General features: G+C 52.9%; 15 protein-coding genes and 2 pseudogenes. 14 read left to right on the forward strand and 3 right to left on the reverse strand.

Annotated features, from left to right (window positions below):
• Positions 1-14 precede the first annotated feature (14 nt).
• The gene (groES, locus tag CGZ65_RS11825) at positions 15-302 is read right to left on the reverse strand and encodes a co-chaperone GroES (protein WP_095501906.1); all 288 of its coding nucleotides are present in this window, start codon (positions 300-302) and stop codon (positions 15-17) included.
• A gap of 372 nt (positions 303-674) precedes the next feature.
• On the opposite strand from groES, the pseudogene CGZ65_RS11830 reads away from it, so the two are divergent.
• The 10 genes and pseudogenes from CGZ65_RS11830 to CGZ65_RS11875 all read left to right on the forward strand — a co-directional run bounded on the left by CGZ65_RS11830 (position 675) and on the right by CGZ65_RS11875 (position 10,584).
• Positions 675-1,672 (forward strand): annotated as a pseudogene (locus CGZ65_RS11830) (siderophore ABC transporter substrate-binding protein).
• 155 nt (positions 1,673-1,827) lie between these two features.
• A complete protein-coding gene (locus tag CGZ65_RS11835; protein WP_096295948.1) occupies positions 1,828-2,796 on the forward strand; it encodes an ABC transporter permease in 969 nt (322 codons plus the stop codon).
• Between the two features lie 184 nt (positions 2,797-2,980).
• A pseudogene (gene bioA / locus CGZ65_RS11840) lies at positions 2,981-4,275 on the forward strand (adenosylmethionine--8-amino-7-oxononanoate transaminase).
• Positions 4,262-5,428, forward strand: a complete 1,167-nt coding sequence (locus CGZ65_RS11845) for an aminotransferase class I/II-fold pyridoxal phosphate-dependent enzyme (protein ID WP_096295949.1) — start codon at positions 4,262-4,264, stop codon at positions 5,426-5,428. Before bioA ends, CGZ65_RS11845 begins: the two are co-directional and overlap by 14 nt.
• Positions 5,429-5,728: 300 nt before the next feature.
• Positions 5,729-6,478: a DUF452 family protein gene (locus CGZ65_RS11850; RefSeq protein WP_232507453.1), complete on the forward strand. Its 750-nt coding sequence runs from the start codon at positions 5,729-5,731 to the stop codon at positions 6,476-6,478.
• Positions 6,475-7,233 carry a methyltransferase domain-containing protein gene (locus CGZ65_RS11855; RefSeq protein WP_096295950.1) on the forward strand — a complete coding sequence of 253 codons (759 nt, stop codon included), beginning with the start codon at positions 6,475-6,477 and terminating at the stop codon, positions 7,231-7,233. The genes CGZ65_RS11850 and CGZ65_RS11855 overlap by 4 nt, the downstream gene beginning before the upstream one ends.
• 137 nt (positions 7,234-7,370) lie before the next feature.
• Positions 7,371-8,012, forward strand: coding sequence for a dethiobiotin synthase (bioD, locus tag CGZ65_RS11860; RefSeq protein ID WP_096295951.1), 642 nt, complete (start codon positions 7,371-7,373; stop codon positions 8,010-8,012).
• 71 nt (positions 8,013-8,083) lie between these two features.
• A complete protein-coding gene (locus CGZ65_RS11865; protein ID WP_096295952.1) occupies positions 8,084-9,058 on the forward strand; it encodes an iron chelate uptake ABC transporter family permease subunit in 975 nt (324 codons plus the stop codon).
• 130 nt (positions 9,059-9,188) lie between these two features.
• The gene (locus tag CGZ65_RS11870; RefSeq protein WP_332457922.1) at positions 9,189-9,749 is read left to right on the forward strand and encodes an FmdE family protein; all 561 of its coding nucleotides are present in this window, start codon (positions 9,189-9,191) and stop codon (positions 9,747-9,749) included.
• 76 nt (positions 9,750-9,825) lie between these two features.
• A complete protein-coding gene (locus CGZ65_RS11875; RefSeq protein WP_096295954.1) occupies positions 9,826-10,584 on the forward strand; it encodes an iron ABC transporter ATP-binding protein in 759 nt (252 codons plus the stop codon).
• Positions 10,585-10,644: 60 nt separating this feature from the next.
• On the opposite strand, the gene CGZ65_RS11880 is transcribed toward CGZ65_RS11875, so the two are convergent.
• Positions 10,645-11,109, reverse strand: a complete 465-nt coding sequence (locus CGZ65_RS11880) for a YchJ family protein (protein ID WP_096295955.1) — start codon at positions 11,107-11,109, stop codon at positions 10,645-10,647.
• Between the two features lie 124 nt (positions 11,110-11,233).
• Here CGZ65_RS11880 and CGZ65_RS11885 point away from each other — a divergent pair, with 124 nt between their 5' ends.
• The 4 genes from CGZ65_RS11885 (at position 11,234) to gap (ending at position 14,132) form a co-directional block, all read left to right on the forward strand.
• Positions 11,234-12,121, forward strand: coding sequence for an RnfABCDGE type electron transport complex subunit B (locus tag CGZ65_RS11885; protein ID WP_096295956.1), 888 nt, complete (start codon positions 11,234-11,236; stop codon positions 12,119-12,121).
• 273 nt (positions 12,122-12,394) lie between these two features.
• Entirely contained in the window at positions 12,395-12,607 is a 213-nt protein-coding gene (locus CGZ65_RS11890; protein ID WP_096295957.1) for a hypothetical protein, read from the forward strand.
• Positions 12,608-12,627: 20 nt separating this feature from the next.
• Positions 12,628-12,927, forward strand: a complete 300-nt coding sequence (locus CGZ65_RS11895) for a hypothetical protein (protein ID WP_096295958.1) — start codon at positions 12,628-12,630, stop codon at positions 12,925-12,927.
• 173 nt (positions 12,928-13,100) lie between these two features.
• Positions 13,101-14,132 (forward strand): type I glyceraldehyde-3-phosphate dehydrogenase, encoded by a 1,032-nt coding sequence (gene gap / locus CGZ65_RS11900; RefSeq protein WP_096295959.1) that lies wholly within the window; start codon positions 13,101-13,103, stop codon positions 14,130-14,132.
• Between the two features lie 59 nt (positions 14,133-14,191).
• Here gap and CGZ65_RS11905 read toward each other — a convergent pair whose 3' ends face one another.
• Complete coding sequence (locus CGZ65_RS11905) at positions 14,192-14,464, reverse strand: type II toxin-antitoxin system RelE/ParE family toxin (RefSeq protein WP_096295960.1); 273 nt, start codon at positions 14,462-14,464, stop codon at positions 14,192-14,194.
• Positions 14,465-14,601 lie beyond the last annotated feature (137 nt).

The following is a 14,601-nucleotide window of genomic DNA, read 5'->3' on the forward strand; positions in this document are numbered from 1 at the left end:
AATATGAAATGGGATTATTCTACAATTGCAAAAATGTCTTCTTCTCGCATCACCAACAGCTCTTCGCCGTCGGCCTTCACGGTTTGGCCGCTGTATTTGCCGAAAATCACTTTGTCGCCGACTTTCACATCCAAAGCACGGCGTTGGCCGTCGCGGCCTACTTTGCCTGCACCCACGGCAACCACTTCACCCATATCAGGTTTTTCGGCCGCAGCACCCGGCAACACAATGCCTGATGCGGTTTTTTCTTCAGCTTCAACGCGTTTTACCACTACGCGGTCATGTAAAGGACGGATGGTCATGTAATATTCTCCAAAAAAGTTATAAAAAGTTTGTTTTGAAAATTCACAGATAAAACAAAGATATCTGCTTCAGCGAAGCTAAAAATAAGGTTATCGGCGCAAAATTCAAGCCCCGATGTGCAAATTTTTCTGCGGTTAGCGTCCGATTATTTTCAATGACAAGCAACAGGCCGTCTGAAATGTTTCAGACGGCCTAATTTCATGTCTTGTTGCATGCCCATAACAAAACTTGGAAATTCATCAAATCTATGCGAAAATAAAAGAAAACCATTCTCATCATTGATACGGTTTGTAAAATCACTGCATTGCAAACACTATCTTGCCGTATCACACTTTCATTTTTTGGAGATTTTTATTTTTTGGAGATTTTTAATGTTCCGTTTAACTTCTTTGGCCGTATGCTGCGCGCTGGCCTTAAGCGCATGTTCCCCGAAACAAGAAGCCGCCCAACCGGCTGCTCCGGCCGCTTCAGGCACTTCCGCCGCTGCGGCTGCTGCCGCACCGGCTGCGCAAACTGAAGGCGCAAACCTGACGGTGAAAACCGCACGCGGTGATGTGCAAGTGCCGCAAAATCCTAAGCGCGTTGCCGTGTACGATTTGGGTATGGCCGATACGCTGCAAAAATTAGGCGTGCCAGCCGGTATGTCGATTGAAAGCACCAAAAACCTGTTGCCGTACTTGGGTGATTACCTGAAAAACACCCAGCCTGCCGGCACGTTGTTTGAGCCGGACTTTGAAGCCTTAAACAGCTACAAACCGCAATTGATCATCATCGGCAGCCGCACCGCCAAAGCCTTCGACCAGTTGAATGCGATTGCGCCGACCATCGAAATGACTGCGGAAACCGACAACCTGAAAGAAAGCGCGAAAGAGCGCATTGATGCCTTCGGTCAAATTTTCGGCAAACAAACCGAAGCTGACGCGCTGAAAGCCGAAATCGATGCTTCTTTTGACGCAGCCAAAAAAGCAGCCGAAGGCAAAGGCAAAGGCTTAGTGATTATTGTGAACGGCGGCAAAATGTCTGCTTTCGGCCCGACTTCACGCCTGGGCGGCTGGATTCATCAAGACATCGGCGTGCCTGCGGTAGACGACGCCATCAAAGAAGGCAGCCACGGCCAGCCGGTGACCTTTGAATACCTGAAAGAGAAAAATCCGGATTGGTTATTTGTGTTAGACCGTGGTGCGGCCATCGGCGAACAAGGCCAGGCAGCGAAAGATGTATTGGATAACCCGTTGGTGGCCGAAACCAACGCCTGGAAAAAGGCCAAGTGGTGTATTTGGTGCCTGAAACCTATCTGGCTGCCGGCGGCGCGCAATCATTGCTTACCGCCAGCAAACAGCTGACCGACGCATTCAATGCCGCAAAATAAGCGTATTTGATTATTCAGACGGCCTTTGATCTGCAAAGGCCGTCTGAACGCGTTTATCGTATCGATATTTTACCTTGGCGTTCTATTTTCAGACGGCCTTTGCAGATCAAAGGCCGTCTGAAAATAAAATGCACTCTAATGAATAAACGAAACCCATGTTCAAAACCGCCCTTTCTTTAAACCTAGCCAGCATCTTTACCCTGATTGTGCTGTTTTTCATCAGCCTGTCGGTCGGTGTGGCCAGTTTCGACTGGCGCAATCTGTTCGATATGTCCGACAGCATCCAGCTGATGTGGGTGAGCCGCTTGCCGCGCACGTTCGCGATTGTGTTGACCGGTGCGTCGATGGCGGTGGCGGGCATGATTATGCAGATTTTGATGCGCAACCGTTTTGTCGAGCCGTCGATGGTGGGGGCGAGCCAGAGTGCGTCTTTAGGCTTGCTGCTGATGGCGTTGTTTGCGCCTTCCGCTGCATTGCTGGTGAAAATGTCGGCAGCGGCGGTAGCGGCGATGGTGGGGATGTTGGTGTTTATGGCGCTCATCCGCCGACTGCCGCCGACCGCGCAATTGATGGTGCCGCTGGTGGGGATTATTTTCGGCGGCGTGATTGAATCGGTGGCGGTATTTATCGCTTATGAAACGGATATGCTGCAAATGCTGACTGTGTGGCAGCAAGGCGATTTTTCGGGGGTGTTGCTGGGGCGTTATGAATTGCTGTGGCTCACCGGCGCGTTGGCGGTGTTTGCCTATCTGATTGCCGACCAACTCACCATCATCGGTTTGGGCGAAACGGTAAGCGTGAACTTGGGCTTAAACCGCAATACCATTTTGTGGGCAGGTTTGATTATCGTCGCGCTGATTACCTCGCTGGTGGTGGTAACGGTGGGCAATATCCCGTTTATCGGATTAGTCGTGCCCAATATCATCAGCCGCCTGATGGGCGACAAGCTGCGGCAAAGCCTGCCGGCAGTGGCCTTGACGGGCGCGTCTCTGGTGTTGCTGTGCGACATTATCGGCCGCTTGGTGGTGTTTCCGTTTGAGATTCCGGTATCGGTGGTTTTCGGCGTGGCCGGTACGGTGTTATTCTTAGGTTTATTATTGAGAAAACCTGCCCATGCCGTCTGAAACTTTTCAGACAGCCTAAAGGCTGTCGGCAATGAACGCAACAGCGGTGTTTTTGGTCAAAAATCCGCATCTGCGTCGTTAAAAATGCGCGCAAGGTGTTCAACCTTGCTGCGCTTTTTGCCTCAAAAAACCGCTTCATTGCTCAATTGTCGGCAGACCCCAGATTAAAGAATACCGAATAAATATGCACACCGATCACCTGCTTCATATCGACAAACACCACATCTGGCACCCTTACACGTCCATGACCGAACCGCTTCCGGTTTACCCGGTGGCGCGTGCCGACGGCGTGATGATAACCCTTTCAGACGGCCGCCACTTGGTTGACGGCATGTCTTCGTGGTGGGCGGCGCTGCACGGCTATAATCACCCGCGTTTGAATGCGGCTGCCACAGCGCAATTGGAACAAATGAGCCACATCATGTTTGGCGGCCTGACCCACGAGCCGGCAGTGCGGCTGACCGAATTATTATTAAGCATTCTGCCGCCGCCGTTAAACAAGGTTTTTTATGCCGACAGCGGCTCGGTAGCGGTTGAGGTGGCGATGAAAATGGCGCTGCAATATCAGCAAGCCATCGGGCAGCCTGAGCGCAACCGTTTTGCCGCCATCCGTGTCGGCTATCACGGCGACACTTGGCATGCGATGTCGGTTTGCGATCCGGTCACCGGTATGCACGGTTTGTTTGGCAGCAGCTTGCCGGTGCAATATTTCCTGCCGCAACCTGCCGTCAAATTCGGCGAGCCGTGGTGTGATGAAGCGATTGAACCTTTGCGCCATCTGTTGGCAACACACGGTCACAAAATCGCTGCGCTGATTGTGGAACCGATTGTACAAGGTGCGGGCGGCATGTATTTTTATTCGCCGGTTTACCTGCAACAAGCGCGTGAATTGTGTTCGGCGCATGGTGTGTTGCTGGTGTTTGACGAAATCGCCACCGGCTTTGGCCGCACCGGCAAACTGTTTGCGCTGGAACACGCCGGCACCGTACCCGATATTGTCTGCTTGGGCAAAGCGCTCACCGGCGGCTATCTCACGCTTTCGGCCACCATCACCACCGCCCAAGTGGCCGAAGCCATTTCATCGGGCGCGGCGGGCTGCTTTATGCACGGCCCAACTTTTATGGCCAACCCGCTGGCCTGCGCCGTGGCTGCCGAATCGGTTGCCATGCTGCTGGAAAGCCCGTGGCAGGAGCGCATTGCCTGCATTGAAGCGCAATTGCGGCAGGATTTGGCGGTTGCAGCCGAATGGGCATGCGTGGCAGAAGTGCGCGTGTTGGGTGCCATCGGGTGATTGAAATGAAGGCGCCGGTCAACATGGCTTCTTTGCAGGCGCGGCTGGTGGCGCACGGCATTTGGGTGCGTCCGTTTGGCAAACTGGTTTACCTGATGCCGCCTTTTATCATTACGCCGGACGAGTTGGCTCAATTAACCCACGGCCTGCTGGCCGCTTTGGCGGAGGAATACGGTGCAACACTTTAAACACGCGCTAGAGGAATTAAAAGCCCAAGACCGTTTGCGCCGTCTGCCCGATTTGCCGCAACAAGGCCGCTATATTGTTTCAGACGGCCTCAAGCTGCTGAATTTATCGTCTAACGATTATCTCGGTTTGGCACACGACAAAGCCCTGCGGCATGAATTCTTAAACAGCGAAGCCTGCCGCAATCTGCCGTGGTCGTCGTCTTCATCGCGGCTGCTGACCGGCGGCTTTCCGATTTATCAGGAGCTGGAAGCATTGCTGGCGGCGCGTTATCAGCGCGAAGCAGCTTTATTGTTCAACAGCGGCTATCATGCCAATGTCGGCATTCTGCCTGCGCTGGCCGACAAAAAAACGCTGATTTTGGCCGATAAATGGGTACATGCCAGCCTGATTGACGGCATTCGCTTAAGCGGCGCCGATTATCTGCGCTACCGCCACAATGATTACGCCCAGCTTGAACGCCTGCTCGAACAACGCGCCGCCGATTACCGCTGCGTCATCATCGTGACCGAAAGCCTGTTCAGCATGGATGGCGACACAGCCGACCTGCCGCATTTGGTGCGCCTGAAAAAACGCTACGGCCATGTATTGCTTTATGTCGATGAAGCCCATGCCGTCGGCGCATACGGCGAAACCGGTTTGGGCTTGGCAGAAATGCAGGACTGCGTGGCCGACATCGACATCTTAACCGGCACATTCGGCAAGGCATTGGCTTCGGTGGGTGCGTTTGCCGTGTGCAGCGGTTTGATCAAAGAATACCTGACCAACCACATGCGCACCTTGATTTTTTCCACCGCCCTGCCGCCGGTAAATATGGCGTGGACCCATTTTGTATTCCGGCAGCTGCCCGGGATGAAGGCGCGCCGAGAGCGTTTGGCCGGCATCAGCCGGCGTCTGCGTGAAGCCGTGGCAGCGCATCACCCGTCGCCCATGCCGGCGGCGGCAAACAGCCACATTATTCCCTGCGTACTCGGCAGCAACGGAGCAGCGGTAAAACAGGCGCAAGCATGGCAAAAACAAGGTTATTACTGTCTGCCGATTCGTCCGCCGACCGTGCCGCCGGGCAGCGCGCGCGTGCGGCTGTCGCTCACGGCCGACATCAGCGACGATGAATTAGACGGGTTTATCCAGACGCTGGGGATTGTTGACAATTAACCAACGAAGCGGTTTTGGTCAGAAATCCCCGTTTGCGTCGTTAACAATGCGCACAAGGTGTTCAAGCTTGTTTCAGCACACGACAAAAAATGATTTTCGTAGGTCGGGCATTTATGCCCGACATGATGATGGTGTATGGTGTCGTGCATCAATGCCCTGCCCACAGATTGTCTTGTACTAGGGGCTGTCGACATTTAACCGACGAAGCGGTTTTTTGAGGCAAAAACCGCGTATGCAAGGCAAAAAGCGTAGCAAGGTTAAACACCTTGCGCGCATTGTTAACACCGCAGATGCGGATTTTTGACCAAAAACACCGCCGTTGCATTAATGATCGGCAGATCCCAAACAAAACGGCTGCCTAAAATCATCACAGGCCGTCTGAAACATCATGAAAAGAACACGACCACCATGCATACCCGATTGATTTCCCAACCGAATGCAGACACGCTTTTGGTTTATTTCGCCGGCTGGGGTACGCCCGACAGCGTAGCGGAAGCCATGGCCCCCGCTGCCGATGTGTTGTTGTGCAGCGATTACCGCGACACCGTTTTAAATTTCGACTTCAGCCGCTACCGCCGCATCGGCGTGTTGGCATGGTCGATGGGCGTTTGGGTTGCCGAACGCGCCATGCAGGGCGTGAAAGTAGATTGGGCGGCGGCTGTAAACGGCACAGGCTTTCCCTACGACGACCAATTCGGCATTCCCTGCGCCGTATTCGACCAAACCCTAGCCCGCTTCGACGAACGCAACCGCGCCAAATTCGAACAGCGCATGTGCGCCGATGCCGACAGTCTGGCACACTACCGCCGGCTTGACGGCCACCGCAGCCAACAGAGCCTGCATGACGAATTAAGTTTTCTGCATCAGGCCGTGCAAGCCGACCACCACACCGATTTATTGATTTGGCACGAAGCATGGATAGGCGCGCGCGACCGCATTATTCCGGCGGCCAACCAATCGGCCTACTGGCAATCGCGCTGCCCCGTCATCGAATTTGACGGCGGCCATTATCCATATACGCATTGGCCGCGTTGGAACGAAGCAACATGATGCCCGACAAACAACGTATCGCCGCGCGTTTTGCCGCCGCCACGCCGCATTACGACCGCCATGCCGAAGCGCAAAAAATCATTCACGGCGAGCTGGATAAATGGCTGGCACTTTACGCGTCCGAGCGTGTCGCCAAAATACTGGAAATCGGCTGCGGCACCGGCCTATTCAGCCGCCTGTTGGCGCAGCGTTTCCCGCAGGCAAAGCTGGTTTTAAACGATTTGGATGCCGCTTGCGCACCGGATTGGCCATACAACAGGCCGTCTGAAACGGAATACCGTTTCGGTGATGCCGAAGCCATCGATTTAGGCCGCGGCTACGACATTATTGCTTCCGCTTCCGCGCTGCAATGGCTGGCGCGGCCTGATGTGTTTGTCCGGCACGCGGCGCAAAGATTGGTTTCAGACGGCCTGTTGTTGTTTAACACGTTTACGCCCGACAATCTGCATCCCATCCGCGCGCTCACCGGCAGAGGCCTGCATTATCCGGCGGCGGCAGAATGGGCAGCTTGGTTGCACCGCGACTACGACATTCTGGCGCTTGAGCAGCACACGATTACGCTGGCTTTCGATACCCCGCGCGATGCCTTGCGCCACCTGCAATACACCGGGGTTACCGCCACCAATACCGGTTTTGTGTGGACGAAACAGCACCTACAGAATTTTGAAACGCAATACCGCGCGCACCATGCCCTTCCTGATGGCCGAGTCAGTTTGGATTACACGCCGCTTTATATCGCCGCCCGCAAAAAATAAACCGCCTGCCGTATTAGGGAGTAGTTGACCGCGTTGCGGCGGTATTTTTGGTTAAAATCCGCTTCACAAGCATTCTGACTACACTCCCTAACAAGGCCGTCTGAAAGGCAAACGCGCACGGCCTCAAAAGGAAAATCATGGGAAAAGTATTGTTTATCAGCGGCATCGATACCGATGTCGGTAAAACCGTGGCCACCGGCGTATTGGCCAAGCAATTGGCCGCACAAGGCCACCGCGTGATTACGCAAAAAATGATGCAAACCGGCTGCACAGGATTATCGGTCGATTTGCAGACACACCGCCGCATTCAAGGCATCGCTTGGTTGCCCGAAGACCTCGACGGCACCACTTGCCCTTATGTGTTCGCGCATCCATGTTCGCCGCATTTGGCCGCCGCTTTGGAACAAACGGAAATTGACGATACGCGCATCACCGCCGCCACCGAGCAATTGGCCGCGCATTATGATTATGTCTTACTCGAAGGTGCGGGCGGTTTGGCCGTGCCTTATCGTGACGACACAACCACACTGGATTACATCGCCCGGCAAGGTTACCCGGTGGTATTGGTGACTTCCGCCAAGCTCGGCAGCATCAACCACACGCTGCTGAGTTTGGCCGCCTGCTATATGCGCGGCATCACTTTGGATACCGTGGTTTACAACCATTATCCATGTGGCGACCAACTGATTAAAGAAGACACGCGCCGCTATTTGCGCCAGCATTTGGCCGCCCATTTTCCACTGGCAAAATGGATGGATTTGGCATTTACCGAATGGTAAAAAGAGACTTTTCAGACGGCCTCAACCCATATTGACGATTAACCCCACGAATTTAGACGACTTTGATTTGAATGAACACGCCTACTGTTCCCCTTTCACACCCAAGCAATACCAAAACATTGTGGCTGGCTTTTGCCCTGCTCATCGGCTGCTGCGCCCTGTTTTTGACCTACAACGTCAACGGCAACTGGGATTTCGCCCTGCCCCTGCGCCTGACCAAACTGGCCGTCTTGTTGCTGGTGGCTTATGCGATCGGTGTGTCGACCTTGTTATTCCAAACGCTGACCAACAACCCGATTCTCACGCCGTCGATACTTGGTTTTGATGCGCTGTATGTGTTTTTACAAACCCTGCTGGTGTTTGTGTTGGGCGGCGCCGGCTTCACTTCGCTGCCGATATTGGGCAAGTTTTCGCTGGAATTGGTGCTCATGATGGGCGGCTCTGTGCTGCTGTTTGCCACCTTGATGAAACAGGGTGGGCGCGATTTGACGCGCATGATATTGATCGGCGTGATTTTCGGCATTCTGTTCCGCAGCGCGGCCTCGCTGTTGCAGCGCATGATTGACCCCGAAGAATTTGCCGTGGCGCAAGCCTACACCTTTGCCTCGTTCAACAGCGTCAACCCGCAGCTGATTACCATCGGCGCAGTGGTGCTGCTGGCCAGCGTGGTGTTTATCTGGCGCGAACGCCACCGTTTGGATGTCTACATGCTCGGGCGTGACCAAGCAATTAATTTGGGCATCAACTATTCGCGCAACACCCTTTGGCTGCTGCTGTGGATTGCCACGCTGGTTGCCACCGCCACCGCCGTAGCCGGCCCCGTCAGCTTCTTCGGCCTGTTGGTCGTTGCGCTGGCCAACCATTTTGCGCCTAACATGAAACACGCCGTGCGCCTGCCGATGACGTTTTGCACAGCCGGCATTTTGCTGGTCGGCGGCCAAACCTTGTTCGAGCATTTTTTGGGCATGCAGGCCGTGTTGAGCGTGGTGGTCGAATTTGCCGGCGGCTTGGTGTTTTTATATTTGATTTTGAAGAAAAAGCACTGACTTCCTCTCTTAGGCTGTCTGAAACCGATTCCCTTTTCAGACGGCCTGACAAAATGAAAGGCAACATCATGCAAGCAAACCGTTTTCCCGATTTTTTCCAACAAGCCCTGTACTGCGGATTCAAGACCCGTTGGCCGAATTTCTCGGTGCGTCAGAACAAGGCTTGCTCGAATACCGCTATGAAGATGCGGTAAAACTGTGCGGTCACTCCTGCCCGACCGTGGCCGGAGCATATCTGATGGTCGTGAAAGGATTACAAGCCTTATACGGCGACGATATTCCGCAACGCGGCGACATGGAAGCTGCCATGCAGGGGCAGCGCAACGAAGGCACTACCGGCGTGACTGCTGCCGTCGTACAACTGCTTACCGGTGCCGCACCGGAAACCGGATTCGGCGGCATTGGTATGCAAGGCCGCTTTGCCCGCCGTAATTTGCTGCAATTCGGCGCCGACATCAAGGGAACTTTATTGCTGCGGCGCAAAGACACCGGCCAGGCCGTCAGTGTACACCTCAACAGTCATTTATCGCCTTTTGCTGAAGAAATGCGTGCACTGCTGCCCAAAGCCGTCGGTGGCACCGCCACACCGGAAGAACACCGCCGTTTCGGTGAACTGTGGCAAGCGCGCGTTAAAGCCTTTTTGATTGACTTGGCCGACGACCCGCAATTCATTGAAATTGAAGAAATTTAATTATCAACACGCAAACTGCTTTTCAGACGGCCTGATGATTCAACCGCCAACCGCTAACTCCTAATGCTTCAACACCATGATTAAAATCCAAAATGTCAGCCACAAAATCGGCAACAACCTTATCTTAAACGACGTGTCCCTTGATATTCCGCAAGGCGGCATTACCGCGCTGATCGGCCCCAACGGCGCGGGCAAATCGACGCTGCTGTCGTTTATGGCGCGTTTGCAGCCGCTGACGCAGGGCAAAATCAGTTACAACGGACAAGACATCACTACCACACCAACGGCCGAGCTGGCCAAAACCCTGTCGATTCTGACGCAGGAAAACAGCATCATGAGCCGCATTACCGTGCGTGATTTGCTGATATTCGGGCGTTATCCGTATCATCGGGGCAGGCCGTCTGAAGAAGATAAAGCGATTGTGGAAAAAGCATTGCACCGCTTCCAATTGGAATCATTTGCCAACCGCTATTTGACCGAACTCTCCGGCGGCCAGCGCCAGCGCGCGATGATTGCGATGGTATTCTGCCAAAGCACGGATTATGTGTTGCTCGACGAGCCGTTAAACAATCTCGACATGTATCACGCCCGCTCGCTGATGCAGCTTTTGCAACACCTGACCCACGAACACCGGCGCACAACCGTTGTGGTGTTGCACGACATCAACCAAGCCGCGGCTTATGCGGATTATGTGGTGGCGATGAAAAACGGCCGGGTCGCGCTGCAAGGCACGCCGAACGATGTGTTCACCAAGGAAAATATTCTGGATTTGTTTGATATGGATGTGGACGTATTGGACTACGAAGGGAAGAAATTGGTGGTGCACCACGTTTGATTTTGATGCGGATAACTCAATCAAGGCCGTCTGAACGATATTGTTTCAGACGGCCTTGTTTTATTTAAAAAACCGCCCGCAGCAAGCCTTAAATTTTTTATCCGAGCCACAAATACACGGCTGCTTCATGGTCGGCAGCGGCACGGTCGGATTGATGAAATACCAGCGCCCGTCAATCTTCACAAAAGCCGACAATTCATGGTGATGCTGCGCTTCGCCTGCGTCCTGAAAATGTGCGATAAATTCAACTTGCGCATGTTTTTTACCGATGTTAGGCACATGGTTTAACACGTCCAGCCCCTGCCAATCGGTTTCGCGGCTCCACGCCAGCATATCGGCGGTATCCAATAATCCCTGCTGCGATGGCACGGTCGTTTGCACAATATAATCAATATTTTGCAGCGTATAAGCGCTATAGCGCGAGCGCATCAGTTCTTCGGCGGTAGCGGGCAATGTTTGTTGCGTATGAAAGGGTTGGCAGCAATCGGCATAAGCGCGCTGCGATTGGCACGGACAAATCTGCATATCGGGATATGGGCTTTCAAATGAGAATGACTCAAATTATATAACAAAATCAATACGTAGAAGCTCTTAACGCCGATTTTCTGCTAAAATACCGCCTTTTGATTTTGTATTTGATTTGAACACCATGACTGCCACAGCACAAGGTCTGAATCGTTTGTTGCCGCAAACCCAATGCCGCGAGTGCGGCTATGAAGGCTGCCTGCCTTATGCCGAAGCCCTTGCCCGCGACGAGGCACCGGTCAATTTGTGCGCACCGGGCGGAGAAACAGTCATGCTCGACATTGCCAACCTGCTCGGCAAACCGCCGCTGACACCGGCCAAAATCCAGCCCAAAGCTTTGGCATGGATTGATGAAGCCGTCTGCATCGGCTGCACTGCCTGCATCAGAGCCTGCCCGGTCGATGCGATTATGGGCGCACATAAATTGATGCACACCGTCATCAAAGACGAATGCACCGGCTGCGGCCTGTGCGTGACACCGTGTCCGGTCGATTGCATTTATATGCAGCCTGTCAAAAGCGACTTCCTCCCCTTGGCGCGCGCGGCATATGAAAGCGAGGCACGCTTTGCCGCGGCGGAACACGCCAAAAACCGTTTTGAATGGCACGAAGCGCGCAAAGCACGCGATGCCGCCGAACGCAAAGCCAAATTGGCCGAACGTGAAGCCGCAACCAAAGCCAAGCTGCAAGCCGCTGCCGAAGCGGCGCAACCGGTTGAAGCTGCGGCCAAACCGGCGTTTGACCCGATGGATTTAATCGCCAAAGCCATGGCCAGAGCGCAAGAGCAGCAAACCCAACTGACCACCGCACACAACCACGAAGACTTCAAAGCCAAACAAGTCGAAGAAGCCAGACAACGCGCCGTGTTGCGCCGCGCCCAACGCGACATGAAATACGGCAACGAAGAAGAAAAAGCCGCCGCACTGGTTTATTTGCGCCAATACAAAGCTGAGCAGGAAGCGAAAAAATCCGCCAAACGCAAAGCCAAACAAATGCGCGCGCAACAACCTTAACCTTCAGGCTGAGACCTTTATTAATTTATAGTAAATTAAAATAAAAAGAGACTAGGCGGCAACGCGCGCGGTGTACGAATAGTATATAAGCGCATTGGCAACGCAGTATATTTCGCGTTTTATTCACGATAATTAAAATGTTCCACGGAATCCTGCCATGCATCCGAATCTTGTCAACCAACTTCCCCTGCCCGTTTACCCATCGACCGCGACCGTGCCGATTATGCCTTATCGAAAAACCGTTTAAGCGATTATTTCATCCGTAATCCCGTATTGTTCCAACGCGCACTCAAGCCGGAATTTACCGTCCACGCCGTGCAGATGGCCGCGCATGCCTGCGGGTTGTGGTTTGACACCTGGCACAACCCCGACAGCGGGCGCATGGTGTTGGTCGTCGCCAATAAAGATGTGATGCCACTCAAAGCCATGTTTCAACGCACCTTAAATAACCAAAGCGTGATTGACGCTTTATTGCGCCGCAGCTAAGTGTTCAAAGGCCGAGACCTTTGCAAAATGCCTTCAAAAGCTTGCACATACAAAACCGCCGTCATTTCCGCGTAGGCGGGAATGACGGCCTTTTGGGTTTTTATTGGTGTTTTTCGAGGCTTTGCGGAGGTCTCAGGCCGTCTGAACGCAATATCTTTCAAGCGGCCTTTGAACTTTTGTTCTTCAATGTAGTGATTATCGCCCTTAAAAATCATTTTAAAATAAATACATCATTACCCACCTTCGCCATCTTCAGCCTCAAACCGATTTTTTTTAAAACATCATCGCGCCAATTTGAAAATAAAAGCAGATTATCCTGAATATTTTTAATTTACGCCATAAAATTTTATCATTTACTTACCAAGTGCCAACAATCAAAATGTTTCACTTTTGCACAATTCAATAAAATATTAATTACATATCACTACATATTCTGCTATAATCCCGCCCAATCATTTTCCACCAACCCAGACCCAACCAAGAGGACAAATCTATGGGCATTAAAGTCGCCATTAACGGTTATGGCCGCATCGGCCGTCAAGTATTACGCGCCATCTACGATTACAACCTGCAAGACCAGCTCGAAATCGTCGCCGTCAACGCCAGCGGCAGCTTGGAAACCAACGCCCACCTGACCAAATTCGATACCGTACACGGCCGCTTCAACGCCGATGTCAGCCACGATGCCACTCATTTGATTATCAACGGCCACAAAATCCCTTACTTCTCCACCCGCAATCCGGCCGAGCTGCCTTGGAAAGACTTGGACGTCGATTTGGTAATGGAATGCACCGGCGCGTTCACCAGCAAATCCAAAGCCAATGTCCATTTGGAAAGCGGTGCGAAAAAAGTATTGATTTCCGCCCCGGGCGAAGCCGATGTCGATGCCACCGTGGTTTACGGCGTGAACGATGATGTGCTGACTGCCGACATGACTGTCGTTTCCAACGCTTCCTGCACCACCAACTGCCTGGCACCTTTGGCCAAAGTATTGAATGAAAACATCGGCATCGTCAAAGGCGCGATGACCACCATCCACGCCCTCACCAACGACCAAACCGTGACCGACGTGCGCCACAAAGACCTGCGCCGCGCCCGCAGCGGTGTGGAAAACATGATTCCGACCAAAACCGGCGCCGCCAAAGCCGTGGGCTTGGTGTTGCCTGACCTGAAAGGCAAACTCGACGGCTTGGCCATCCGCGTGCCGACCGTCAACGTATCCTTGGTTGACTTAAGCTTCCAAGCCGGCCGCGAAACGAGCGTGGAAGAAATCAACGAATTGATGAAAGCCGCTTCGGAACAAGGCCGTCTGAAAGGCGTATTGGGCTACAACACCCTGCCTTTGGTATCGATGGATTTCAACCACACCACCCAAGGCAGCAACTTCGACGCCACCCTGACCAAAGTCGTCGGCGGCAGCATGGTGAAAGTGTTCGCATGGTACGATAACGAATGGGGCTTCAGCTGCCAAATGCTGCGCACCGCCCTGCGTATGTTTGATTTGGAAGTGAAAGACTTTGAATAATTGAGCTTGGCTTGATTGGTTAAAATGCCGTCTGAAAAAATTTTTTCAGACGGCATTTATTATGGGTAACGTTGTTTGGTATGCACTACCGCAGCAATCAAAACTGCGGTTTCGGTAATTTTATACACAATCATATAATTCGGATGCACCACCCATTCTCTCGTGCCAAACACCTGACCCAAGCGGCCGGAATCGGGAAATTGTGCAAGGGTGCGCATGGCATTAAAAATTTGTTCTTCCAACTCAAACGCGGCCACCGGATTGAATTCAAAAATATAGCGGACGATTTGGTCTAAGTCATCTTCTGCCTGTTGCGACCATTTAACCTGCATTTTTCAGATTCGCCATCAATTCCGCACGTCGTTGCGCAGCGCGTGCCAATACATCTTCCTGCTCATGCCACGTTTCGCTGCTCAAGCCTTTTTCCACCTTATCGGAAAGCCACGCATGATAATCATCGGCCTGCTGC

Source organism: Neisseria weixii (assembly GCF_002327085.1).
Taxonomy (GTDB): domain Bacteria; phylum Pseudomonadota; class Gammaproteobacteria; order Burkholderiales; family Neisseriaceae; genus Neisseria; species Neisseria weixii.